Source organism: Bifidobacterium aerophilum (assembly GCF_010667685.1).
Taxonomy (GTDB): Bacteria; Actinomycetota; Actinomycetes; order Actinomycetales; family Bifidobacteriaceae; genus Bifidobacterium; species Bifidobacterium aerophilum.
In genome coordinates, this window is record NZ_WHZW01000018.1 from 19,747 (window position 1) to 42,513 (window position 22,767).

The window sequence follows — 22,767 nt, forward strand, 5'->3', positions numbered from 1 at the left end:
GCGCGAGGACGCGCCGCCCGGATGGTTCAGTCGTTGGGCAGTTCCTCGGGAATGCGCGCGAGGATGGAGACCGCCTCATCAACGTCCTGTTCGGTGATGTTGAGCGGCGGAGCGAGACGCAGCGCGTCCGGGGCGACTGCGTTGACGATCAGGCCGTGTTCGAGCGCCCAGTTCATGGCGGCGTGCGCGCACGGGTGCGACAGCTGGATGGCGTCGAGCAGACCGCGGCCGCGCACGGATTCGAACAGCGGATTGCCGCACTGGCGGATGCCGTCGCGCAGCTGCTTGCCGCGCTCCTCGGCGTTGGCGACGAGATTCTCGCTTTCGATCACGTCGATCGTGGCGAGCGCCGCAGCCGCGCCGAGCGGGTTGCCGGCGAACGTGGAGCCATGCGAACCGGGAGTGAACAGGTTGGACAGCTTCTGGCCGAAGGCGATCATGCCGCCCATCGGGAAGCCACCGGCCACACCCTTGGCGAAAGTGATGATGTCGGGTGTGACGCCGCCGGACAGGTCCTCGCGCTGGAACGAGAACCACTCGCCGGTGCGGCCCATGCCGCACTGCACCTCGTCGATGATGAGCAGCGCGCCGTGCGCGTCGCACATCTGGCGGGCTTTCTTCACATAGTCGGCGCCGAGCGGACGCACGCCGGCCTCGCCTTGGATCAGTTCCATGATGACCGCGGCGACCGGGCCCTTGCCATACCGGCCCTGACCGGTCTGGGCGAACGCCTCGTACAGGGCGAGCGGGTCGCCGGCCTCGACGAATTCGATGTTCGGCACGAGCGGTTCGAACGGGGTGCGGATGGCCGGCTTCCAGGTGGCGGACAGCGCGCCGAGCGTGCGGCCGTGGAAGCCGTGGGTGAGCGCGATGATGCGTGCGGGCTTGCCGCCGATGGACGGCGTGGCGCCCGGCAGGGTACGGCCGTACAGCTTGGCGAGTTTGATGGCCGCCTCGTTGCCTTCGGCGCCCGAATTGCCGAAGTAGACGTGGGAGCCTTCGGGCGCGCCGGCCAGCTTGACGAGCTTGGCGGCGAGCCTGATCTGCGGTTCGGTGGCGAAGTAGTTGCTGGTGTGCGCGACCTTGGCGGCCTGTTCGCTCACGGCCTTCACCCACTTGGGGTGCGCGTAGCCGATCGAGTTGACGGCGATGCCGGCGAGGAAGTCGAGGTATTCGTTGCCGTCGACGTCCCACACGTGCGCGCCCTGACCATGGTCGAGCACGCGCAGCGGCGTGCCGAACACGTTCATGTGCACCTGGGAGTACTCCCCCAGCCATTTGGAGTCCTCGGACCCCAGCGTTTCGGTCTGTTCAGTAGCCATATGAGCTCCTCATTTCGACGCCGTCTTCGGGCACGACCATGGTACCGATGCCGGCACTGGTGAAAATCTCGTTCAGGATGGAATGGGGCTTGCGCCCGTCGATGATGTGCGCCTGCGGCACACCGCCGTCGATGGCGCGCACGCAGGCCTCCATCTTCGGCCGCATGCCCGATTCGAGGTCGGGCAGCATGTCACGCAGGTTCTCGACGCCGATGCGGCCGATCAGCGAGTTGCGGTCCGGCCAGTCGGCGTACAGGCCGTCGACGTCGGTCAGCACCACGAGCTTGCGGGCGCCCAGCGCCGCGGCGAGCGCGGCGGCCGCGGAATCGGCGTTGACGTTGAGTACCTCGGTCGCATCGTCCTCGTTCGGCGCGACCGACGAGACGACCGGAATGCGCCCGGCCGCGATGAGATCCTCGACGGCCGACGCGTCGACGCTCACCACATCGCCGACCAGGCCGACGTCGGTGGGCTTGCCGTCGATGACCGGCTTGCGCTGCATGGCGGAGAACAACCCGCCGTCCTCGCCGGACAGGCCGACGGCGAGCGGGCCGTGCGCGTTGATGAGTCCGACAAGCTCGCGCGACACCTTGCCGGTCAGGACCATGCGCACCACGTCCATCGCTTCGGGCGTGGTGACGCGCAGGCCGCCCTTGAATTCGGATTTGATGCCGAGCGCCTTGAGCATCTGCGAGATCTGCGGGCCGCCGCCGTGCACGACGACCGGATGCAGGCCCACCTGACGCAGGAACACCATGTCTTCGGCGAAGCACTGCTTGAGGTGGTCGTCGATCATCGCGTTGCCGCCGTATTTGACGACGATGCGCTGACCAGCGAACTCCTCGAGCCACGGCAGCGCCTCGATGAGCACTTCGGCCTTCTGGTCGGCGCGCAGATCGGTGTGCACGTCGAAATGGAATCCTGGTCCTTTGATATCAGCCATTGGTATTGTCCGTCAGCTTTCGTAGTCCGCGTTGATGTGAACGTATTCGTGGGTCAGGTCGTCGGTCCAGACCGTGGCCTCGGCGTCGCCGGCGTTGAGGTCGATGTCGATGTGGACCTCGCGCGGGGTCATGTCGACCTCGGACCGGTCTCGTCCGGCCCCGCCGTTCTCGCAGATGCGCACGCCGTTGACGTCGACGGTCACTTTGTTCGAGTCGTAGGGGGCGACGTCCGGCGGCACGGTGCCGAGCGAGGAGACGATGCGTCCCCAGTTCGGGTCGTTGCCGCTGATCGCGCATTTGAGCAGGTTCGACGCGGCCACGGCGCGGCCGCATGCGAGCGCGGCCTCCTCGGTGGTGGCGCCGGTGACGCTGATGCGGATGTCGTGGCTGGCGCCTTCGCCGTCGCCGATGATCTGGCGGGCGAGCGACGAGCATGCGGCCGCGACGAGATCGTTGAACTCGTCCGGATCCGGTTCGACGCCGGAGGCGCCGGAGGCGAGCAGCAGCACCGTGTCGTTGGTGGACATGCATCCGTCGACGTCGATGCGGTTGAACGACGTGTCGACGCCGGAGGCGAGCGCGGCCTGCAGCTGGCCGGCGGAGACGACGGCGTCGGTGGTGATGACGCACAGCATGGTGGCCAGCTGGGGCGCGATCATGCCCGAGCCCTTGACCATGCCGCCGATGCGGTAGCCGTTGCCTTCGAGTTCGACGGTCTTCGGCTTGGTGTCGGTGGTCATGATGGCGTGGGATGCGTCGGCTCCGGCCTGCGGAGTGGAGGCCAGCGCCTCATGGGCGGTCTTGGCTCCCGCGAGCACGTTGTCGAGCGGCAGCAGCTCGCCGATCAGTCCCGTGGAGCACACGGCGATGTCGCCCGCATCGGTTCCGAGCAGCGCCGCCACGGTTTCGGCGGTGGCCTGGGACTGCGCGTATCCGGCTTCGCCGGTGCACGCGTTCGCGCCGCCCGAGTTGAGGATCACGGCCTTGACGTGACCGTCGGCGACGACCTTGCGGGACCACTGCACCGGCGCCGCGCAGAAGCGGTTGGACGTGAACACGCCGGCCGCGGCATCCAGCGGACCGTTGTTGACGACGAGGGCGAGATCCTTCTTGCCTTCGACGGACGAAATGCCCGCGACCACGCCGGCCGCGGAGAAACCCTGTGCGAATGTGACGCTCACGGTGCGACTCCGATCTTGGTAAGGCCCGCGTCTTCCGGCAGGCCGAGTGCGATGTTCAGCGACTGGACCGCCTGTCCGGCGGTGCCGCGGTTGAGGTTGTCGATGGCGGCGAAGGCGATGATCCGCCCGGCCTTGCGGTCGGTGACGACCTGCACGTGGGCCGCGTTCGATCCGATGATGTTGGCCGTGGCGGGCAGGACGCCCTGCGGCAGTACGTTGATGAAATCCTGGCCTTCGTATGCGTTCAGCCATGCCGCACGGATGGCGTCGTCGCTCATCGAGGCCGCCTTGGCACTCATCGGCGCGGAGACGACGGCGAGGATGCCGCGCGACATGGGCACGAGGATCGGCGTGAAGCCGAGCGCGAAACCGGACGCCGCCGAGGCGTCCTGTCCGGCCGCATGAGCGAGGTTCTGCAGGATTTCGGGAATATGGCGGTGCGTGCCGCCCACACCGTAGGGAACGGCCGATCCGAACGCTTCGGCGGCGAGCAGGTTGGTACGCTTGAGGTTCTTTCCTGCGCCCGAATAGCCGACCGCCAGATCGGCGACCAGCCCCTTGGGTTCCACGAGTCCTTCGGCGACGCCCGGCTGCATGGCCAGCGTCGTGGCGGTCACGTTGCAGCCCGGGCCGGCGATGCGCTTGACCCCGGCGAGGCGCTCGCGCTGGCGGCGATACGCACCGGAGTCGTCCTTGCCGAGGATCAGCTCGGGCATGCCATACGTCCAATGCTCGTAGAAATCGCCGCCGTAGTAGTCGTCCCATGCGGACTTCTCCTCGAGACGGTGATCCGCTCCCAGATCGACGACCACCGCGTCGGGGTCGAGCTGGGCGGCCAACGCGCCGGAGGCGCCATGCGGCAATGCGAGGATGATCACGTCATGACCGTTCAGCACGTCGGCGGTGGTGTCCTCCACCGTCAGATCGGCCAGTTGGGGAATATGCGGCATATGTTTGCCGAGCTTGTCCCCCACCGACGAATGCCCGGCCACGCAGGTCACTTCGAAATCGGGGTGCGCGGCGAGGATGCGCAGCGCCTCACCGCCGGCGTATCCGGTCGCACCCGCCACGGCCACGGTATATTTCGCCATGTCGTTGCTCTTTTCCTTGACGTTCGACAACTTCAGGCCACTATACACTTTATGCAGTACATTGCATAACTATGCAGTGTCGAACGTTCACATGACGACACGGCGGGGAACGGCACGGATCAGGCCGATACCGTGGTGCCTCCGCCGCTGCCGTCGCCGGATCCGCCGTTCAGCATGTTCAGCATCTCCTGGTAGTAGTCGAGCATGCTCATGCCGTTGATCGCCAGCCATACGACCATGATCGTGTAGAACACGTTGACGAACACGGCAATGAATCCCAGCCAGAATCCCTTCATGTGGTAGAGCCGGGTGCGTCGCATCGACACCCCGCCCATGATGGCGGGCAGGACGGGAACGGGGAACAGCAGCGCGCAGATCAGCGAGACGATCGACAGCGGGTCCCAGCGTCCGTACAGCGGGTTCTGGTTCGGATCGTTGACGTCGATGCCGTTGACGTACTGCGGCGTATGCGGATATGCGGGCGGCTGCTGCATCGGAGTGCCATACGGCACGCCGTACGGGTTCCCGTTCGGGGTTCCCCACAGATTCGAACCATGCTGAACCGGCTGTTGCATGGCCGGCGGCATCTGTTGCGCAACCGGCTGTCCGGCCTGCGCCTGTGCACCGTCGACCGGTTTCGCCTCGGGCTTGCCGTAGACGTACGGATCATACCCCGCCGGATACTGGTTGGCCATCGCACCGTATTCCGGCTGGTGGTACTGCCCGTACTGCGGCGCGCCGGACCGGGCGCCGTCGTCGTTCTGGGTATCGGTCATGATCCCGCTTTCCTGTGAAGATCGAATATGGTCCGCATGCAGGCGCACGCGGACGCACGAATATGGACACATACGATTATGGGGCCTTGCCGCGTTCACGGCAAAGCCCCATATCATCGTGGATCAGGCGCGCAGCTGGGCGCCGAGTTCGCCGGCCTTGTCGACGATCGCCTTACGGATCGCCTCGCTATCCTCGGCCGTCAGCGTCCTGTCGGGCGCACGGAACACGACGGCGAACGCGAGCGACTTGAGCCCCTCGCCGATCTGGTCGCCGGTGAACACGTCGAACAGTTCGATCGATTCCAGCGCGTCGCCAGCGGCCTCGCGGATCACGGCCTCAAGACGGTCGGCGCTCACCGTGGTCGGCACGGTGAAGGCCAGATCCTGCTTGACCGGCGGGAACGTGGAGATCGGCTTGGCCTGCACCGGCTTGCCGTCGAGCGTGCCGAACAGCGCGTCAAGGTCGAGCTCGAACGCCGCGGAGTGCGCCGGGAAGCCGAGCGCCTCGTTGACGTGCGGGTGCAGTTCGCCGACCATGCCGACGAACGCGTCTCCCGCCATCACGCGGGCGGCGCGGCCCGGGTGCCACTGCGCGGGCACGTCGACGGCGGCCGGCTGGTCGAAGGTCAGGTCGGCGCCCAGACGGTCGGCGATGCGGCGCACCGCTTCGACGGCGTCGCTCCAGTCGACGGCGCGCTTGCCGCCGAGCCAGCCGGAGTTCTCGGCCAGACCGGTCAGGATGCCGGCGACGTGCATCGGCTGGACGGGCAGGCCGGCGTCGAGCGCGGCGAGCTGCTCGTCGGTCGGCTTGACGCCGCCCGGCAAAGCCGGGATGGCGGGCGCGTTCGGATCCCACAGATAGACGTGGCCGATCTCGTACAAGCTGACGTTCTCAAGGCCGCGGCGCAGGTTGAGCTGCACGGTGCCGGCGAGGGTGGGCAGGATGTCGCGGCGCAGGTACGGACGGTTGCCGGCCAGGGGGTTGGCGACCTCGACGCTCACGGGCTTGATGGCCTCGGGATCGTACGAGAACTCCTTGTATTCCTCGTCGCCGACGAACGGGTAGCTCAGCGCCTCGACCATGCCGTATTCGGCCAGCTCGTTGGCGACCTCGCGACGGTGACGCTGCTCGGAGGTCAGTCCGACGGTGCCTTCGACCGGCGCCGGCGGCACGGTGACCGGGATCTCGTCGTAGCCGACGAGTCGGGCCACTTCCTCGACCAGGTCGCACGGCTCGTTGAGGTCCGGGCGCCAGCTCGGCGCGGTCACGGAGAACTCGCCGTTGCCGCCGCCGGCCACACGGCAGCCGATGTCGGTGAGGATGTCGCTGATGCGGTTCACGTCGAGGTTCAGGCCGGCCACGCGGGCGACCTCGGAGGCCTTGAAGTGGATCGGACGACGGAACACGACATTGTTGACGTCGGCCGGGTGTTCGCTCGGCTCGCCGTCGCCGTAGCGCGACAGCAGGTCGGCGGCCATCTGCGCGGCGGCCGGCTGCAGCTGCGTATCGACGCCGCGTTCGAAACGACGGGACGCCTCGGACGGGATCTTGTGGCGACGGGCCGAACGGGCGATCGTCACCTGGTCGAAGTGCGCGGCTTCGAGCAGGATGTTCTTGGTATCCGCGGTGACCTCGCCGTACAGGCCGCCCATTACGCCGGCCAGGCCGAGGATGCGCGAACCGCGTTCGCCGTTCGGCGAATCGGTGATGAGCAGGTCCTCGGGGCTCAGGTCGTGGTTCTTGCCGTCGAGCGTGGTGAGCTTCTCGCCTTCATGAGCGCGACGCACGACGATCGGGCCTTCGATCTTGTCGAGATCGTAGGCGTGCATCGGCTGGCCGAGGTCGAGCATCACGTAGTTGGTGACGTCCACGGCGAGCGAGATCGAACGCATGCCGGCGCGCACGAGACGGCGGCGCATCCAGTTCGGCGTGTGCGCGGACGGGTTGAAGCCGCGCACGGCGCGGGCATAGTAGCGGTCGCAGCCGGGAACGCCGTGGATCGGGTTGTCGTCCTCGATCTGCACTTCGATGTCCGGGGTGATGTTCGGGTCGCCGGTGACGGCCGGGGCCTTCTCGTTCAGCTCGACCGCGGGATCGACGTAGGCCGCGCCGGTCGAATGATGGTATTCGCGCGCGACACCACGGTAGGAGAACGCGTAGCCGCGATCCGGCGTGATGTTGATCTCGAGCAGCGGCTGGTCGAGGTGCAGCAGGTGCATCGCGTCGTCGCCGGGCTTCAAGGCCTCGTATTCGGCCGGGGTGAAGCCGTAGTTGCGCAGCAGGATGATGCCGTCGTGGTTGTCGCCGAGTCCGAGCTCACGCTCGGAGGCGCACATGCCGTTGGAGATGTGGCCGTAGGTCTTGCGCGGTTCGATCTTGAAGTCGCCGGGCAGCACGGCTCCCGGCAGGGTCACGACGACCTTCTCGCCGGCGGCCATGTTCGGCGCGCCGCAGATGATGCCGCGCGGCACCTTGTTGCCGTTCTCGTCGGTCTCGTTCCATTCGTCGCCGCAGTCGACATGGCACCAGTTGATGACCTTGCCGTTCTTCTGCGGTTCCGGGGTCGCGTCGACGACGTAGCCGACGACGATCGGGCCGGTGACCTGGGAGGCGTGGATCTCCTCCTCCTCAAGGCCGACCTTGACGAGGTCCTTGGCGAGCTGCTCGTAGGTAAGGCCTTCGGGAACCTCGACGTGGTCCTTGAGCCAATCGATATCGATCATGGGCATGGGCTATCTCACTCCCCCATCACAAACTGTTCGCTGAATCGCACGTCGCCCTCGACGAGGTCGTGCATGTCGTTGATGTCGTGGCGCAGCAGCAGCGTGCGCTCCACGCCGACGCCGAACGCGAAGCCGGTGTACACGTCCGGGTCGATGCCGGCGGACTTGAGCACGTTCGGGTTGACCATGCCGCAACCGCCCCATTCGAGCCAGCCCGGGCCGCCCTTCTTGTCGGGGAACCACAGGTCGAGCTCGGCGCTCGGCTCGGTGAACGGGAAGTAGCTCGGGCGCAGGCGGGTCTTGGCTTCGGGGCCGAACATGGCGACGGCGAGCTTGTCGAGCACGCCCTTGAGGTCGGCCATGGTCAGGTGCTTGTCGACGGCGAGCGCCTCGCACTGGTGGAACACCGGCGTGTGGGTGGCGTCAAGCTCGTCGGTGCGGAACACGCGGCCCGGGGAGGCGATGTACAGCGGCACGCCGCGGGTGATGAGGGCGCGCACCTGGTCGGACGAGGTCTGCGTGCGCACGACCATGTTGCTGCCGACGAAGCCGGCGGCGTCCTTGGCCTGATTGCCCTTGACGTAGAACGTGTCCTGCATCTGGCGGGCCGGATGATCCGGGCCGAAGTTCAGGGCGTCGAAGTTGTACCATTCGGTCTCCACTTCGGGACCGGCGGAGATCTGCCAGCCCATCGAGGTGAAGAAGTCCTCGATGTCCTCGATCACGCGGGAGATCGGGTGGCGGGCGCCGAGCGGCTTGCGCTCGACCGGCAGCGTCATGTCGACGGTCTCGGCGGCAAGCGCCTTGGATTCCTCGTCGGCCTTGACCTGGGCCTCCTTGGCGCCGAACGCGCGGCCGAAGTCGGCGCGCAGCTTGCCCATGAGCTTGCCGGCGTCCTTCTTCTGGTCGACCGGCAGCGATCCGATGGCCTTGCTGGCCTGGGTCAGCGCCGTAATGACCTCGCTTTTGACGGCTTTCAATTCCTCCGAGCTGGAGGCGTTCTCGATGTTGGCGATGCCACGGGTGACCGCATCGGTCACCGCCTGGGCATCGAACTGCACTTGAGCCACGAGCACCCTTTCCTTGACTTGCAACCTTGAGCATGGCGCAAAGCCATGCGTTTCAAGCATTAAACCAATCTCACATTGTCCCCATACGACTCGACATAGGAGCCCGCCAACCGGCATCCCACGTACCGTCCATTCCCTCCGGGCGACCTTAGCCGGCTCGGGGACGGCGTCGGCTACCGCCCGGCCATGGCCAGGCTCATGAGCATCACGGCGGCGGACGTGCCGAGGTTGAGCGATTCGGCCTTGCCGTACAGGGGGATGGACACGATGCGGTCCGTCTGTTCGAGGATGGCCGCGGGCAGGCCGCGCGCCTCGTTGCCGAACAGGATCGCCTCGCCGACCGGGCTTGCGCCGGCGGCCTTCGCGTCGCGACGCTCGGCGAGCACGTCCGTCAGGGATTCGGGACTGCGGCTGTCCGTACCGTATACGTCGGCCGCGATCACCGTCATGTCCTGCTTGTGCGACCAGTCGAGGAACGCGTCGGTCGTCATCGCGATGACGGGCAGGTGAAACAGTGACCCGGCGGTGGAGCGGATGACCTTGGGATTGAACGGGTCCACGCATTCGTCGACGAGCACTACCGCGTCGCATCCGGCCGCGTCGGCCGCGCGGATCACCGTGCCCGCATTGCCCGGGTCGCGCACCTGCCAGAACGCGGCGGCGAACGGTTCGCCGTCCCCGTCATGCCTGGTGTCGTCGTATCGCAGCGCCTCGCGCATGGCGTGCAGGTCTCCCACCGCGGCGATGCCCTGCGCATCGGAGCTGATCCTGTCCATGACCGCGCGGGTCGCCTTGTGCACGTAGACGCCGAACTGCAGCGCCTTGCCGGCGATCTTGGCGATTGTCGGATTGGCGAACGGGGAATCGGGTTGGTCGCCGCTCACCTCGACGTAGAGGTCCTGCACCACGTCCGGATGCCACAGCACGGCTTCGCGCACGGACTGCGGACCTTCGATAAGGAATCGTCCGGCGCGTTCGCGGGTTTTGCGGTTGGTCAGATCGGCGATGCGGCGGATGCGTTCGGCCTTGACGTTGGCCATTACTTCAGCGGAAATCGGCATATCCGCCACCATAGCGCATGCCCGCTATGAAACCGCCCCGTCAAGGTCGAGGCCGGAACCCTTGTCGACGCCCATCGTCACCAGCGGTGCCATCGTGAATCCGTTCGCCAGCGAGGCGAGCAGTCCGCCGTTGACCATCGTCACCGGTTCCGTACGTGTCGCGCCGCACCGCGCGCAGGTCTTCTCGTCGTCGGGCATCTGCCGACCGCACTGGCCGCATGTCGTCATCGTGGCTCCTTCGCCGGAAACGGACATCATCGTCATTCATTCTCCCCCCCCCTGCGTCTTTTGCGCAACTGACGCAACGTGTCGCGAGTCCGGCATCCGGCGTTCCGCGCAGAGCCGACGTGACGGGCATTCAGGCCGTGACCAGAGGGCCGAGCGGATCGTCGCCGCCGGTACCGCCATCGTCAGATGTCACCGGAGCCGGCAGCGATCGCACCAGTCCGGTCCCCGCCGCCGGCACGTACCGGTAGACGGCGGCCGGCCGCTGGCGTCCCTCGCGGATCTTCTCGCCGGTCTCCTCAAGCCGGCCGCTGGCAAGCATGCGCCTGCGGAAGTTCGCCAGATCGATAGTCTCGCCGGTCACTGCCTCGGCCACGCCGTGCAACTGGCGCAACGTGAATTCGGGCCCGACCAGGCGCGTGAGCAGGTCGGGGTATTCGATGCGTTCGCGCAGACGTCCCAATGCGTGTTCGATGATCTCGCGATGGTCGAACGCCATGTCCGGCAGCGCGTTCGCCCGGAACCAGCGCACGTTGTCGGCCTCGGCGAAATCATGCGTTTCGGCCTGTCCGACGAGCGCCCAGTAGACGATCGACACCATCGGCAGACCTCCGCGCGAACGGTCGGGACCGCCGAACGTGTGCAGCTGTTCGAGATAGCTGGGATGCAGGTCGGTGGTCGATTCGAGCGCCAGATACGCGGATCGTTCCAGGCTGAGGTCGGCGCGCAGGCCGCCGCCCGGCAATGCCCAGCGTCCCAGATGCGGCTGGCGGACGCGACGCACCAGCGGCAGCCACAGCGTGCGTTCGCGGCTTTCGGACGACGTGTCGGCGCTTTCGGACGATGGATCGGCGCCGGCGACCGCGTCCGACGCGGGGCCGAGCGCCAGGATCACGACGGACACGCCGACCTGCGGCGGCTGCAACCGCCGTTCGGACACGTTGCCGTATCCCATCACAGCGCCTCCGCGTCGGCGCCGGACATGCCGTCGGCCACATCGCCGGCCGAACCGGGCAGGAACGGCGCGAGCGACGGCAGCTGGTCGAGCGCGTCCAATCCCATGTAATCGAGGAACAGCGCCGAGGTGACGAGCAGCGCCGCCCGCGATTCCGGGTCGACGCCGTCCTGACGTATCAGGCCGCGCACGGCGAGCGAGCGGATCACGCCGTCCGAATTCACGCCGCGGATCGCCGCGACCTGCGCGCGCGTGACCGGCTGCCGGTAGGCGATGATCGCCAGCGCCTCCAGCGCGGCCTGCGACAGGCGCGCGGTCTGCCCGTCGGTGACGAACGCGGAGACGACCGACTGGAATTCCGCACGGCTCGCGTACTGCCATCCGCGGACGGTATGACGCAGTTCGAATCCGCGACGTTCGCTGTCATAGTCTTCGCGCATGAGTTCCAGCGTGGCTTCGACCTTGGGCTCGTCGACGCCGAGCACGCGCGCGAGATCGTCCGGCAGCTGCGGCTGGTCGGCCGCCATGAGGATCGCTTCGAGGCAGGCGCGCAGGTTGCCGGGCAGACCATCCTGCGATTCGCCGGTGACAGTGGCCGTGTTTTCGCTCATCCGTTCCTCGCTCATGCGAAATCCTTCTCGCTGATATCCGTGTTTCCGTAATGTCTATGCGGCTCCCGGCGATCCCGCTCCCCCGATTCCGCTGTCTCGCCGCCGGCGTCCGGAACCCACCGCAGGTGCAGCGGCTCGTATGGCCCGTCCTGCTTGAACTGCAGCACGCCCTGTTTGAAGAACGCGAGCACGGCAAGGAACCGCGCGACGATCTCGACTCGCGAATCCGCGTCGCCGGTCAGGTCGGCGAAAGTCATCGCGTCCCCGACGCCCAAGGCTTCGAGCCGCTCGCGTACCAGTTCGGCCTGCGCGCGCAGGTCGACCAACGGCACATGCAGCTGCTGTGTGGCGACCTCGTCGGCGGGCGCGTTCGCGAACGCATGCGCGGCGATGCCGGCGAGATCGTCCGGGTCGATCGTCCAGACCAGTTCGGGCAGCAACGCGGCCACCGCATCGTCCACCACGGCCGGATGCGGGAAGCGGCCGGCGTTCGCGGCGATGCGGATGCGGAAATCGGAGGCCGCCGATTTGAACGCGCGGTATTGCAGCAGTCGGGCGAACAGGAGATCCCGTTCGCGCAACGCTTCGAGGCTTTGCTCGTCGCGGGGGCCTTCCTCGTCCGAAGGCAGCAGCGCGGCGCTTTTCGCCTCGACGAGCACGGAGGCGACGTCGAGGAACGCGCTGGCCGCGTCCATGTTGTGCGCGACGTCCATGCCGCGCACGTAGGCGAGGAATTCCTCGGTGATCGCGGACAGCGACACTTCGGTCAGTTCGAGCCGGTTGTTGGCGATCATGCCGAGCAGCACGTCGAACGGGCCGGCATACACGTCGAGGTTCACATGGAACCCGGCGTCGAGTTCGCCGTCAAGGCGCTCGTCCTGGCTCAGCCGGTCGAGCGGTTCGGGGGATGGTGTGGAAAAAGCCATGGATGTTCCGTCAAATGATGGGTTCGCCGGGCACCGCGGACTGCCCGGAAACCGGGCGACACGGCCGTTCGCGGCGACGAGGATCAGGCGATCACGCCGCGCGCGACCAGCTCGCGGGCGACCTCGCGGTATTCCTTGCTGGTCTTGTGGTTCGGCGCGTAGATGGTGATCGGGGCGGCCGCGACCGTCGAATCGGGCAGTTTGATCGACCGGGAGATGACCGTATGGAACACCTTGTCCTGGAACGCCTCGTAGATGCGCTGCAGCACCTCCTCGCAGTGCAGCGTGCGCGTGTACATGGTGACGAGCACGCCGTACACCTCAAGGCCCGGGTTGATGCGCGACTGGACCTTTTCGATGGACTGCATGAGCAGGGCGACGCCGCGCAGCGCGAAGAACTCGGCGGCGACGGGGATGATCACGCCGTCCGCGGCGGTCAGCGCGTTCACGGTGAGCAGGCCCAGCGACGGCTGACAGTCGACGATGATGACGTCGTACTCATTCTTGATCGGACGCAGCACGCTGGCGAGGATCTGCTCGCGTCCGACCTCGGTGACGAGCTGCACCTCGGCCGCGGACAGGTCGATGTTCGCCGGAATGATGTCGAGGTTCTCGAATTCGGTGTGCTGGATGACCTCGTGCACGTCCATGCGCGGGTTGAACAGGGCCGTGTAGATCGTGTTGTCGATGTTGTTCGCGTTGATGCCGAGGCCCACGCTCGCGGCGCCTTGCGGATCGAAGTCGACGATGAGCACGCGGCGGCCGTACTGGCTCAACGCGCCGGCGATGTTGATGGAGCTGGTGGTCTTGCCGACGCCGCCTTTTTGGTTGCACATGGCGATGACCCTCGCCGGGCCGTGCTGTTGCAACGGCTGCGGCGCGGGAAACGTATCATATTCACGTCCAAGCAGATCGGTAGGCATAGTGTCTCTCATCATAACATCAGTCCACGCCGGCGCCCGGGGTGCCGCGCCGTTGCCGCATATAGATCATCGGGCGCGAGGATGCGCGGTCAGATACGTTTCGATGAGCGTTTCCGGACTAACGTGCGTGTAGATCTGCGTGGTGGTGACGGACGCGTGGCCGAGCAGTTCCTGCACGGCGCGCACGTCCGCGCCGCCTTGGATCAGATGCGTGGCGAAGGAGTGGCGCAGCGTATGCGGGTGCAGCGGCTTGCCGAGATGCGCGCGTTCGCCGGCAAGTCTGATGATCTCCCATGCTGATTGGCGCGACAGTCGCCGGCCTCGCTTGTTGAGAAAGACGGCACGGCGCTCGGGCGCCGATTTCGCCTTGGCTTCGAGCGTCGGACGGGCGAGGGACAAATACCGATGCAGCGCCTCGCGCGCGTATTGCCCGACTGGCACGAGCCGCTGCTTGGACCCCTTGCCGGTGAGCCGAGCCACATGGGCGTCATCGAGGTCAAGATCCTCAAGGTTCACGCCCACCGCTTCGGAGACGCGGGCCCCGGTGGCGTACATGAATTCGAGCAGGGCCTTGTCGCGGCAGGCGACTGCGCCTTCGGAAGTGGCGGCAAACGGGCCGTCGGGAACGGGGACGGCATCGAGCAGCGCACTCACCTCGTCCACGGTGAGCACGTCCGGCAAGTCGCTCGCGCCTTTGGGAGCTTTGACGGGAGCCGCGACGTCGTCGGACACGACACGTTCGGCCAAAGCGAAACGGTGGAACATATGGATGCTGGCCAGACGCCGGGCCTTGCTGCGCGCGCTTTCACCGGCCTCGTCGAGCGCGGCGACGTAGTCCTCGACGTCCTGTCTGCCGATGGCCGCGGGTTCGACGATGCCTCGGCCCGCGAGCCAGTCCAGGTACGCGCGCAGGTCGGATTCGTAGGCCGTGACCGTCGCCTTCGCCAGCCCCCGCTCCACGGCGATATGCGCGACGAACCGCTCCAGCAGACGCGCAAGTGCGTTGGCTGTATAAGTCATGATGCACCCCTATTCCAGAACCATTCCCGAGAGGAAGAAGGTTATGCCCCTGCTCTAGAACGTCCGTATCATTCCAATCCGTTCCTCCCCGCGAGGAGGGAGACCGACAATCGCGTAGGAACCGCAGAAACCTGTTTCTGTTTCAATCCGCTCCCTCCGTGAAGAGGAAAACCATAGCGATATTACATCGCTAGCGATGTAATACCGTTTCATTCCGTGAGGAGGGAGACTTGGGGTTTTGAATCTGACTTGTTTCAGACAACACATTTCAATCCGTTCCCTCCGTGAGGAGGGAGACTAACCGTTCCCTGCGCACCTCCCTATTAAGTTCTGATTTCAATCCGCTCCCTCCGTGAGGAGGGAGACAACAGCCGCAGCTCGACATTCCCACCATCTACTATTTCAATCCGCTCCCTCCGTGAGGAGGGAGACCGGTGGTGTCGATGCCGATGGCGGCGGGTTGGCCATTTCAATCCGCTCCCTCCGTGAGGAGGGAGACTGCACGGCCCTGGAAAATGCCGGCCAGGGGAGAAATTTCAATCCGCTCCCTCCGTGAGGAGGGAGACCGACATCGGCGCGAGAACGGCCTTGCGCCTTGAGATTTCAATCCGCTCCCTCCGTGAGGAGGGAGACTCCCCGGTAAGCTGTGGGTTGCGTGGCTTCCGGGAGATTTCAATCCGCTCCCTCCGTGAGGAGGGAGACCTTGGAGGGCTTCATCGCACGCCTCCGAGATGAATTTCAATCCGCTCCCTCCGTGAGGAGGGAGACACCGTAAGCGAGAAGCCCGAACTGTCGACCGAGATTTCAATCCGCTCCCTCCGTGAGGAGGGAGACGCCAGACGAAAGCGAGGTGAGTCTATGGGACTTAAGATTTCAATCCGCTCCCTCCGTGAGGAGGGAGACCGTCATGGTAGTATCTCCCGTGGTTGAAAGTTTGATTTCAATCCGCTCCCTCCGTGAGGAGGGAGACTGAAACCGTTCGCGGGCCCCGTGGGCGTGTACGCGATTTCAATCCGCTCCCTCCGTGAGGAGGGAGACAATTCTCGAAATAGTCGAGGATTTCAGCCTCGATATTTCAATCCGCTCCCTCCGTGAGGAGGGAGACTGTCTGTGAGTGGTTTGTGTGATTTGTTCCGATTGATTTCAATCCGCTCCCTCCGTGAGGAGGGAGACCCATTCCGCGCCATTGTTTCCAACCAAGTTTTTATATTTCAATCCGCTCCCTCCGTGAGGAGGGAGACACGACCAAACAAGGCGCGACCCGCACCTTCAAACAATTTCAATCCGCTCCCTCCGTGAGGAGGGAGACTACGTGTGCGTGCAGCAGCCCAACGGGTTCACCAAATTTCAATCCGCTCCCTCCGTGAGGAGGGAGACATGTACTAGCCACGCCGCATGGATAGAACCCATCATTTCAATCCGCTCCCTCCGTGAGGAGGGAGACGCCCACGCCTTGCGTCCGAGCTCGGTTTGCGTGAGATTTCAATCCGCTCCCTCCGTGAGGAGGGAGACGCCCACGCCTTGCGTCCGAGCTCGGTTTGCGTGAGATTTCAATCCGCTCCCTCCGTGAGGAGGGAGACGACGCCATCGCGCAACTGCTGCCGCCGATCCTCATTTCAATCCGCTCCCTCCGTGAGGAGGGAGACTAGCGGCTTATGACAGAAGTACGCGTCCGTCTTTATTTCAATCCGCTCCCTCCGTGAGGAGGGAGACACACACGCCTTAGTCGGCGTTGTTTTCTTTCGGACTCATTTCAATCCGCTCCCTCCGTGAGGAGGGAGACAAGTCACGATATCCGAGTACGAGCGCGGGGTGAAATTTCAATCCGCTCCCTCCGTGAGGAGGGAGACCGACAACAACACGAGCGACACCAGACAAGACACATTTCAATCCGCTCCCTCCGTGAGGAGGGAGACGCGGTAGCCGAGACGACACCCATGTGCGGACTGATTTCAATCCGCTCCCTCCGTGAGGAGGGAGACGTTCCCGAATACGGGTGTCACTCATGACCATATAGATTTCAATCCGCTCCCTCCGTGAGGAGGGAGACTACATACATAAGACACGTATTCCACATCGTGAAATACTCGCATATGCTACAGCGTTATCATATCAGGACATATCGATGCGAGGCGTCCTAGTGCAACGCCAAAATTCCATATCTCAAAAACACTATTCACATATCAAGCAACAGCCCACATTCGGGGAGCAATCATAGGTAAAAAGCACACGCCCTTTGTCTCAACGAGGTGCGAACGTCCGGCGATTCTCCGTCAGCTCACGCCTCGCACCATGCTAGCCCGACTCCATATCGTGCCTCCCCGCAGCAACCTATCCAACTCATCCAAACACCGCATCCGCGCTCGCCCCTACACCATCATCACATCATCAACCGGAACATGACGCTGCCGACCAACATGCTCTATTCGAGTTGAATACTTCGCTCCCAAATTGTAGAACCGCATACTGTCGCGCTCAAGGTCGACGATGTCATCCAGCTCGTGTCGAAGTACCAGATAATCCGAAGGCGATACCAGACATTCGAACACACTGTTCTGCACTCGCTGCCCATATTTCATGCACGTCTTCGCAACCAGTCTCAGTCGACGTCGCCCTGAAGCAGTCTCGGTATTCACGTCATACGCAACGACAATCATCATCATTCATCACTTCCACATGAACGGCGGATAGGCATCCGTGTCACCACGTATGTATCGAGCGAGCAGCAACGACTGCACGTACGGCACCAGCCCCCAAGGAATCTTCTCGTCCAAAAATGGATGCGTAATCTGTTCGTTCTTACGTTTCTGCCATGCAGCCAGCACGACTTTGCGTCCTGCATCAGTCAGAAACACTCCTCCGTTTTCCCTTTCCTCGAAATGACCGGACTTCACCGCACCAGTGTTAACCAACGTCAGCGCGAATCGATCCGCCACCACCGGACGAAGCTCCTCCATCACATCCAGCGCGAGCGATGGCCGCCCCGGCCTATCAACATGCAGAAAACCCACATACGGGTCAAGTCCGACACCCTGTAATGCAGCCGTGCAATCACCGGTCAGCAACGCATAGGCAAACGATAACAAAGCATTCATCTTGTCCATCGGCGGCCGTCTGCTTCGCCGTTCAAAAAAGAACGAATCCTTGTCTCTCAGAATCAAATCATCGAACGAGTAAAAGTAATCCTTTGCGGCCTTTCCTTCAACTCCTCGCACCTCGTCAACCGATGCGTAATCCTCCACTCGATCCAACTCTGTCTTCAGCAATGCGCTCTGCGCTGTCAGTCGTTGTACATTCACCCTAAGCGCATGATCACGTTTCGTGCGTTCCAAGACCCAGCGGCAATTGAAAATCTTGCCAAGCACGAACGCGGCAGCAAGATCTCGACCATCTTCCGGCGAATCCGCTTTGCGGAATTGCTCACGTCGAAGCAACACATTGCGGTTATTCTCACCGAGTACCGAACAGTAGAATCGTCCGCGCGGCGAGTAGAACGACATTCCCACGCCGGAGCGCGCGCATTTGCCCATCAGTGCTGGGGACGCGCCTTTATATGAGAAGCTTATGATCTGTTCGATGGATCGCAACGGTACTTTCGCCAAGATTTTTTCTTCGTTTTGTATGACGACGTTGTCGTTTTCCAGCGACAAATATGCATCCTCGCTGGTCACAAACAGCGTGTTAAGCATAGTCCGCATCATTCGTCTCCTTGTCCGGACATCGCACCATCGCTTGAGGTCTCATGAAGACGAGCGCTGATATAGCTACGCGCCGACTGTTTCTTCATCAGTTCAGGAAGACATACGTCTTTCAACGAGCATGCCTTACATCCACGGCCCATTCTGACTTTCGGCGTGTGTCCTCGCGAGTACAATTCATGCATCTGTCGGAACATATCCTCCACCATATGTCGCAGAGTCTCGTCGAATTCCACGATTTCACGGCGCCGCGTACGCTGGTAGAACAATGCGCCTTCGCCGATATCGCAGGCAAGCATTTCCTCTAAGCACATCGCTTCCGCGCATAATTGCAACCGGTCCGCGTCCTTCGTCTTAGGCTGGCCATGTTTATATTCGACCGGATATGCCTTCCACAGACCATCGCGCCCATGCAAAGCGACACCGTCCGGTGATGCGCGGAATTCTACGACGTCGCAGGCTCCGCTCACTCCCAACCGGCGGGAGAAGACCCGCAGGTCACGCAGAATCAGCAGGTCCCCTCGTTTTTCCGAAGCGTCGTAGTCGTGCGCCCGTTCATGTTCCAGCGATCCCGATGTGGTCAGTACGTTGTCTTCCCACAACTGCTCGATGTGGACCAACGCCCACTGCCGACGGCAGAACGAAAAATGCTGGATTCCGGAAAGCGACAGCCAATCTTCCTCCGGATAATCGGTTTGATCCGTCATAGCAACCTCCTTGTTGCCGTATCCAGCAAACACAAGCACATCATCGATCGGCTGGCTGAATACGCAAACGCATCCAGCCAGCCGATACGACGGTTCACAGTTCGTGATCAACCATTTCGCAGACGTCCACGGAATCCGGAATGGCATCGCGCCCCACGGTGACCGCATAGTCACCGAAGCTTCGCGCGACATCCACCCCATCACGCTTGCGTACATCGATGCTGTCGAACAACTTCCACGAAGGAGCGTCGCCGAGCGCGCTGGAATGCTTGAAGACATAGAGCTTGCGCACCGCCATATTGCCGCGTGCCGCAGAACGATCGAATTCGAACATGTTCAGGATCGCACGCCACAGCATATCGAGGTCCTCATCGCTGAATCCGGTGACATTCTGAGCGAGTTTGGCGGAAACATAACCGTTCATGCGATACAGGCCGTAGGGAATGATGTACTTGTTGCCCATGGTGTTGTTCTTTTCCACGGCATCCGCTTCCGTGGTCACGGCAACGCGGGTGATGGAGATTTCCTGGACGCTGACCGGGTCGATGGATCGAGCGAATCCAAGCTGAACAGGTCCACGCACCTGGCCGCATGCCAGGCTGCCCTTGACGAATGTGGTCATCACGGCGCCGAACGTGCGGATATCGAAGAAATTCGCGCACATATAGTCACGCAGCCGTCGATCCAGCTCAGGATCATCCTTTTTCAGGGCTTTGATTTCCTTGGCGAAGTCTTTGTCCTCGGGACGAGCATCAATATGGGCGTTCTCCAGCGCCTCGCTGTCGAGTCGGTTCAGCGTCCTCCTGTTTTGGATATAGATGCGCCACGGAGTTTCCTCGCCCATTGCGGTCTGCACGTAATCACGGATCTTGCGCTTCACGCAAACGTCGGTCACCAGTCCGTTGCCGGTCTCTATATCGATGCGCGGCATGTTGCCCGAGTCGGGGTCACCGTTCGGATTGCCGTTTTCCACGTCGAAGAGAATGGTGAAATCATAACGGTTTTCTATAGGGGTTCGGTCAGTCATTGTCTGCTCCTTGTTCGTTGTTGCTTGCGTTGCCGGTTTTGTTGAATCGTTGCTGGTCCTCGTGATAGTAACCAAGCTGGAACGCTCCTCGCTCTTCGAGGGAAAGCCGTAATGGATAACGATCGCCCACTTTCTCGGCCAACTCGTTCCGCAGCTTCTCCAGCTTGACCTTGTAGCCTTCCGAATGCCAGGTCTTGCGCATGTGTTTCGCTTCAAGCTCGCCGAGGATCGGGAATATGCGAGCCGGCGTCGCGGACGCACTGGTGAAGTACTTGTCCTTGATCGTCGTGTTGATGTTGGGGATCGCGGCCCGTTGAATCTGCTCATACACGGAAAACAAACGCCCCAGTACGTATGGCACGTACTCGCTGTCTTTTTTGATGTCCATCTGCAGTACCTCCCTGAACTGCTCGTTGGTTGTTTTTCGTAGGTAATACGCCTTGATGATGGCTGCCCGGTCCGGCGAAATGTCTCGTTCGGCGTTGATACGCAGCTCCACCGCATTGATCAGACTCACCGGATATGCGGTACCGTTCAGTATCGACTTCATGACCGCTCCGGCCATTTCCGACGACACTTTCGCGGTTTTGCTTTGTGGCCGAATGGTTTGGTTCAACAACCGCCATGTGGGCATGAACGTCGTCTTGTCGTAGACAGGACGGTGTATTTCGAGATCCCGATAGTGCTGCTCTATATTACGGGCGAACGCGCCGAACGTATTGGTCAGATAGAAGCGGACCGACACTCTCGCCGCATTCGGGGACAATGCCAGCACATGAAACTCTTCGCCGGGATCAAGCCGAACATTTTCGAAATCATACGGTCTCCCCTGAGCCAGCGAGCGCGTGGCGGATTGAACCATGGCCTCATCGACTCCACCGCCATTTTGCGACACGGCGGCCTGCAGCCGGGCAAACGCCATGCCGCCGAATGCGTCGGAATATGCGGGCTCTCCGCAACGCGCCCAGGCCACGACGGTATCGTCTCCGATGCGTTGCACCCGATCGCGATCCGCGAGCAACACGTTAAGCGCCGTCGTATATTCGTACGCCTCCCGTTTGCTCATCGAAGCGTTCTCGTTCTGTTCGAGACCGTATGAGCAGAACGCCGGAGCGTTGAAGGAGATCAATGATGCGCCGGATGGCTGCGCACCTGCGACTCCTTTGATTTTGGGATGGATTTTCGCGGGAATGACCGGCTCACCGGAGACCAGGCTGAACGATACCGTATCGTCGTCGCCCTCGGTGTCTTCCTGGTCGTAATATGCGTTCCACGCCTCTTGTACGGCAGGACAATCGTCGATGAACATGGTACGTTCCCCATTGTCGTATTGCAGGACGAAATTCAGCGCCACGGCGGATTCCCATGGATCGTCCCCCATCAGTCGACGAGCGATTTCCCATTGAGGCTCGTTTGCGAAGAACGCGAGGACGGCCGCAGCCGCCGGATCGGCGACATCGTCCAGTATGCGCAGATGCAATGCGGCACACGCCCGAAACGCCTGCATCGCGCGCTCGGGCTTTCCTTTGGCGTCAAATCCGAGCATGTACGCCACCGTGTCGCACAGAAAGTTCGCCGCGATACCGGACGAGCGGGTGACGCGAGCGGGAACGGGAATGATGTTCACCGGCTTTCTGCCGCTGTGATCTCCCAGCGGACGGACTTCAACCAGCGTGCCGTCATCATTGATGACCAGCCCATACGGGACGTTGACATTGTCATAGCCGTAGGCCGGAGCTAGCTGTTTGGACACCAGCACGTCGTATTCGTTGCACAGATCATTGATGATCATGAGCGCACCTCCGCAGATGCGACATCCAGCACGCCGTCATCCAATGCCGCACGGAAGAACAACGGTTTCGGACGAGCCGGATTGCGGTAGTCGAAGTCGTAGAACATGTATCCAAGATCACGATGCCCATGTTCGAATCCGACGGGGTCGTCATCGCTTTCCCACAGACGGAACTCGGCCGGAAATTCCCTCGTGCCGAAGTACGGGTGATGGAAATACTGGCCTTTGCCTGCGCGCCGCATGAACATGCTCTGGAACTTATCCGCCGAATCGTCCGGCGATGTTTTTCGCGGATCCATGGTGAAATGCGCATCGATCACGTATCGGACGTCGCGCAGGATGGTGGATGACCGTTGCTGTATGGATTCGGACGTGTAGATGACGCCGCCGTCGCCTTTTCCTTCCGCCATCGTTCGAATCTTGCTCATACGGATGACGCTGTCGACTTCGTTGCGGCGAACGGTGTCGAACCGTATCGGATTGAGCACGTGAATCCTATCTATTCGCCACCGCAAGCCCGGATGCCAAAATATCGCCTCCAGCAATCCTCGTGCCGCCGACGGCGTCATGACATCATAAGTGACACGTTCCGTCTTAAACTCCGGCCTGCTGAAGAGCGCATAATCTCCCCAGACTTCCAAACGTACTGACATCCATCCTCCTTTCACTGAAGCAACTAGGTTCAAGAACCTCTCTGTTCTCATCACCGACAAT

20 protein-coding genes and 1 CRISPR repeat array are annotated in these 22,767 nt (G+C 62.8%); all 20 genes read right to left on the reverse strand.

What is annotated here, in order from left to right:
- Window positions 1–26: 26 nt before the first annotated feature.
- The 20 genes from GFD25_RS08850 to cas5c all read right to left on the reverse strand — a co-directional run bounded on the left by GFD25_RS08850 (window position 27) and on the right by cas5c (window position 22,706).
- Window positions 27–1,322 (reverse strand): acetylornithine transaminase, encoded by a 1,296-nt coding sequence (locus tag GFD25_RS08850; RefSeq protein WP_163231997.1) that lies wholly within the window; start codon window positions 1,320–1,322, stop codon window positions 27–29.
- Window positions 1,312–2,265: an acetylglutamate kinase gene (gene argB / locus GFD25_RS08855; protein ID WP_163231999.1), complete on the reverse strand. Its 954-nt coding sequence runs from the start codon at window positions 2,263–2,265 to the stop codon at window positions 1,312–1,314. Before argB ends, GFD25_RS08850 begins: the two co-directional genes overlap by 11 nt.
- A 12-nt stretch (window positions 2,266–2,277) precedes the next feature.
- Window positions 2,278–3,447, reverse strand: a complete 1,170-nt coding sequence (gene argJ, locus GFD25_RS08860; protein WP_163232001.1) for a bifunctional glutamate N-acetyltransferase/amino-acid acetyltransferase ArgJ — start codon at window positions 3,445–3,447, stop codon at window positions 2,278–2,280.
- On the reverse strand, window positions 3,444–4,538 hold the full coding sequence (argC, locus tag GFD25_RS08865) for an N-acetyl-gamma-glutamyl-phosphate reductase (protein ID WP_163232003.1): 1,095 nt from the start codon (window positions 4,536–4,538) through the stop codon (window positions 3,444–3,446). Before argC ends, argJ begins: the two co-directional genes overlap by 4 nt.
- Before the next feature lie 119 nt (window positions 4,539–4,657).
- Complete coding sequence (locus tag GFD25_RS08870; protein ID WP_163232005.1) at window positions 4,658–5,314, reverse strand: hypothetical protein; 657 nt, start codon at window positions 5,312–5,314, stop codon at window positions 4,658–4,660.
- 123 nt (window positions 5,315–5,437) lie between these two features.
- A complete protein-coding gene (pheT, locus tag GFD25_RS08875) occupies window positions 5,438–8,044 on the reverse strand; it encodes a phenylalanine--tRNA ligase subunit beta (RefSeq protein WP_204314852.1) in 2,607 nt (868 codons plus the stop codon).
- A gap of 8 nt (window positions 8,045–8,052) precedes the next feature.
- Window positions 8,053–9,108 (reverse strand): phenylalanine--tRNA ligase subunit alpha, encoded by a 1,056-nt coding sequence (gene pheS / locus GFD25_RS08880; RefSeq protein ID WP_476727076.1) that lies wholly within the window; start codon window positions 9,106–9,108, stop codon window positions 8,053–8,055.
- A gap of 173 nt (window positions 9,109–9,281) precedes the next feature.
- Entirely contained in the window at window positions 9,282–10,169 is an 888-nt protein-coding gene (locus GFD25_RS08885) for a TrmH family RNA methyltransferase (RefSeq protein WP_163232009.1), read from the reverse strand.
- Between the two features lie 24 nt (window positions 10,170–10,193).
- Window positions 10,194–10,397 (reverse strand): hypothetical protein, encoded by a 204-nt coding sequence (locus GFD25_RS08890; RefSeq protein ID WP_163232011.1) that lies wholly within the window; start codon window positions 10,395–10,397, stop codon window positions 10,194–10,196.
- A gap of 130 nt (window positions 10,398–10,527) precedes the next feature.
- Window positions 10,528–11,349 (reverse strand): NUDIX hydrolase, encoded by an 822-nt coding sequence (locus GFD25_RS08895; RefSeq protein ID WP_163232013.1) that lies wholly within the window; start codon window positions 11,347–11,349, stop codon window positions 10,528–10,530.
- The gene (gene scpB / locus GFD25_RS08900) at window positions 11,349–11,975 is read right to left on the reverse strand and encodes an SMC-Scp complex subunit ScpB (RefSeq protein WP_163232015.1); all 627 of its coding nucleotides are present in this window, start codon (window positions 11,973–11,975) and stop codon (window positions 11,349–11,351) included. Before scpB ends, GFD25_RS08895 begins: the two co-directional genes overlap by 1 nt.
- Window positions 11,972–12,886 (reverse strand): segregation and condensation protein A, encoded by a 915-nt coding sequence (locus GFD25_RS08905; RefSeq protein WP_163232017.1) that lies wholly within the window; start codon window positions 12,884–12,886, stop codon window positions 11,972–11,974. Before GFD25_RS08905 ends, scpB begins: the two co-directional genes overlap by 4 nt.
- A gap of 83 nt (window positions 12,887–12,969) precedes the next feature.
- Complete coding sequence (locus GFD25_RS08910) at window positions 12,970–13,809, reverse strand: ParA family protein (protein WP_163232019.1); 840 nt, start codon at window positions 13,807–13,809, stop codon at window positions 12,970–12,972.
- Window positions 13,810–13,875: 66 nt separating this feature from the next.
- Window positions 13,876–14,829, reverse strand: coding sequence for a site-specific tyrosine recombinase XerD (xerD, locus tag GFD25_RS08915; RefSeq protein WP_163232021.1), 954 nt, complete (start codon window positions 14,827–14,829; stop codon window positions 13,876–13,878).
- Window positions 14,830–15,094: 265 nt separating this feature from the next.
- Window positions 15,095–16,879: a CRISPR direct-repeat array (repeat unit 33 nt; unit sequence ATTTCAATCCGCTCCCTCCGTGAGGAGGGAGAC).
- A gap of 319 nt (window positions 16,880–17,198) precedes the next feature.
- Window positions 17,199–17,489, reverse strand: a complete 291-nt coding sequence (gene cas2, locus GFD25_RS08920; protein WP_163232081.1) for a CRISPR-associated endonuclease Cas2 — start codon at window positions 17,487–17,489, stop codon at window positions 17,199–17,201.
- Between the two features lie 6 nt (window positions 17,490–17,495).
- Window positions 17,496–18,527: a type I-C CRISPR-associated endonuclease Cas1c gene (cas1c, locus tag GFD25_RS08925; protein ID WP_163232083.1), complete on the reverse strand. Its 1,032-nt coding sequence runs from the start codon at window positions 18,525–18,527 to the stop codon at window positions 17,496–17,498.
- Window positions 18,527–19,234, reverse strand: coding sequence for a CRISPR-associated protein Cas4 (cas4, locus tag GFD25_RS08930; RefSeq protein ID WP_163232023.1), 708 nt, complete (start codon window positions 19,232–19,234; stop codon window positions 18,527–18,529). Before cas4 ends, cas1c begins: the two co-directional genes overlap by 1 nt.
- A 94-nt stretch (window positions 19,235–19,328) precedes the next feature.
- Window positions 19,329–20,261 (reverse strand): type I-C CRISPR-associated protein Cas7/Csd2, encoded by a 933-nt coding sequence (cas7c, locus tag GFD25_RS08935; RefSeq protein ID WP_163232025.1) that lies wholly within the window; start codon window positions 20,259–20,261, stop codon window positions 19,329–19,331.
- Window positions 20,254–22,053, reverse strand: a complete 1,800-nt coding sequence (gene cas8c, locus GFD25_RS08940; RefSeq protein WP_163232027.1) for a type I-C CRISPR-associated protein Cas8c/Csd1 — start codon at window positions 22,051–22,053, stop codon at window positions 20,254–20,256. Before cas8c ends, cas7c begins: the two co-directional genes overlap by 8 nt.
- Window positions 22,050–22,706: a type I-C CRISPR-associated protein Cas5c gene (cas5c, locus tag GFD25_RS08945; protein WP_163232029.1), complete on the reverse strand. Its 657-nt coding sequence runs from the start codon at window positions 22,704–22,706 to the stop codon at window positions 22,050–22,052. Before cas5c ends, cas8c begins: the two co-directional genes overlap by 4 nt.
- Window positions 22,707–22,767: the final 61 nt, after the last annotated feature.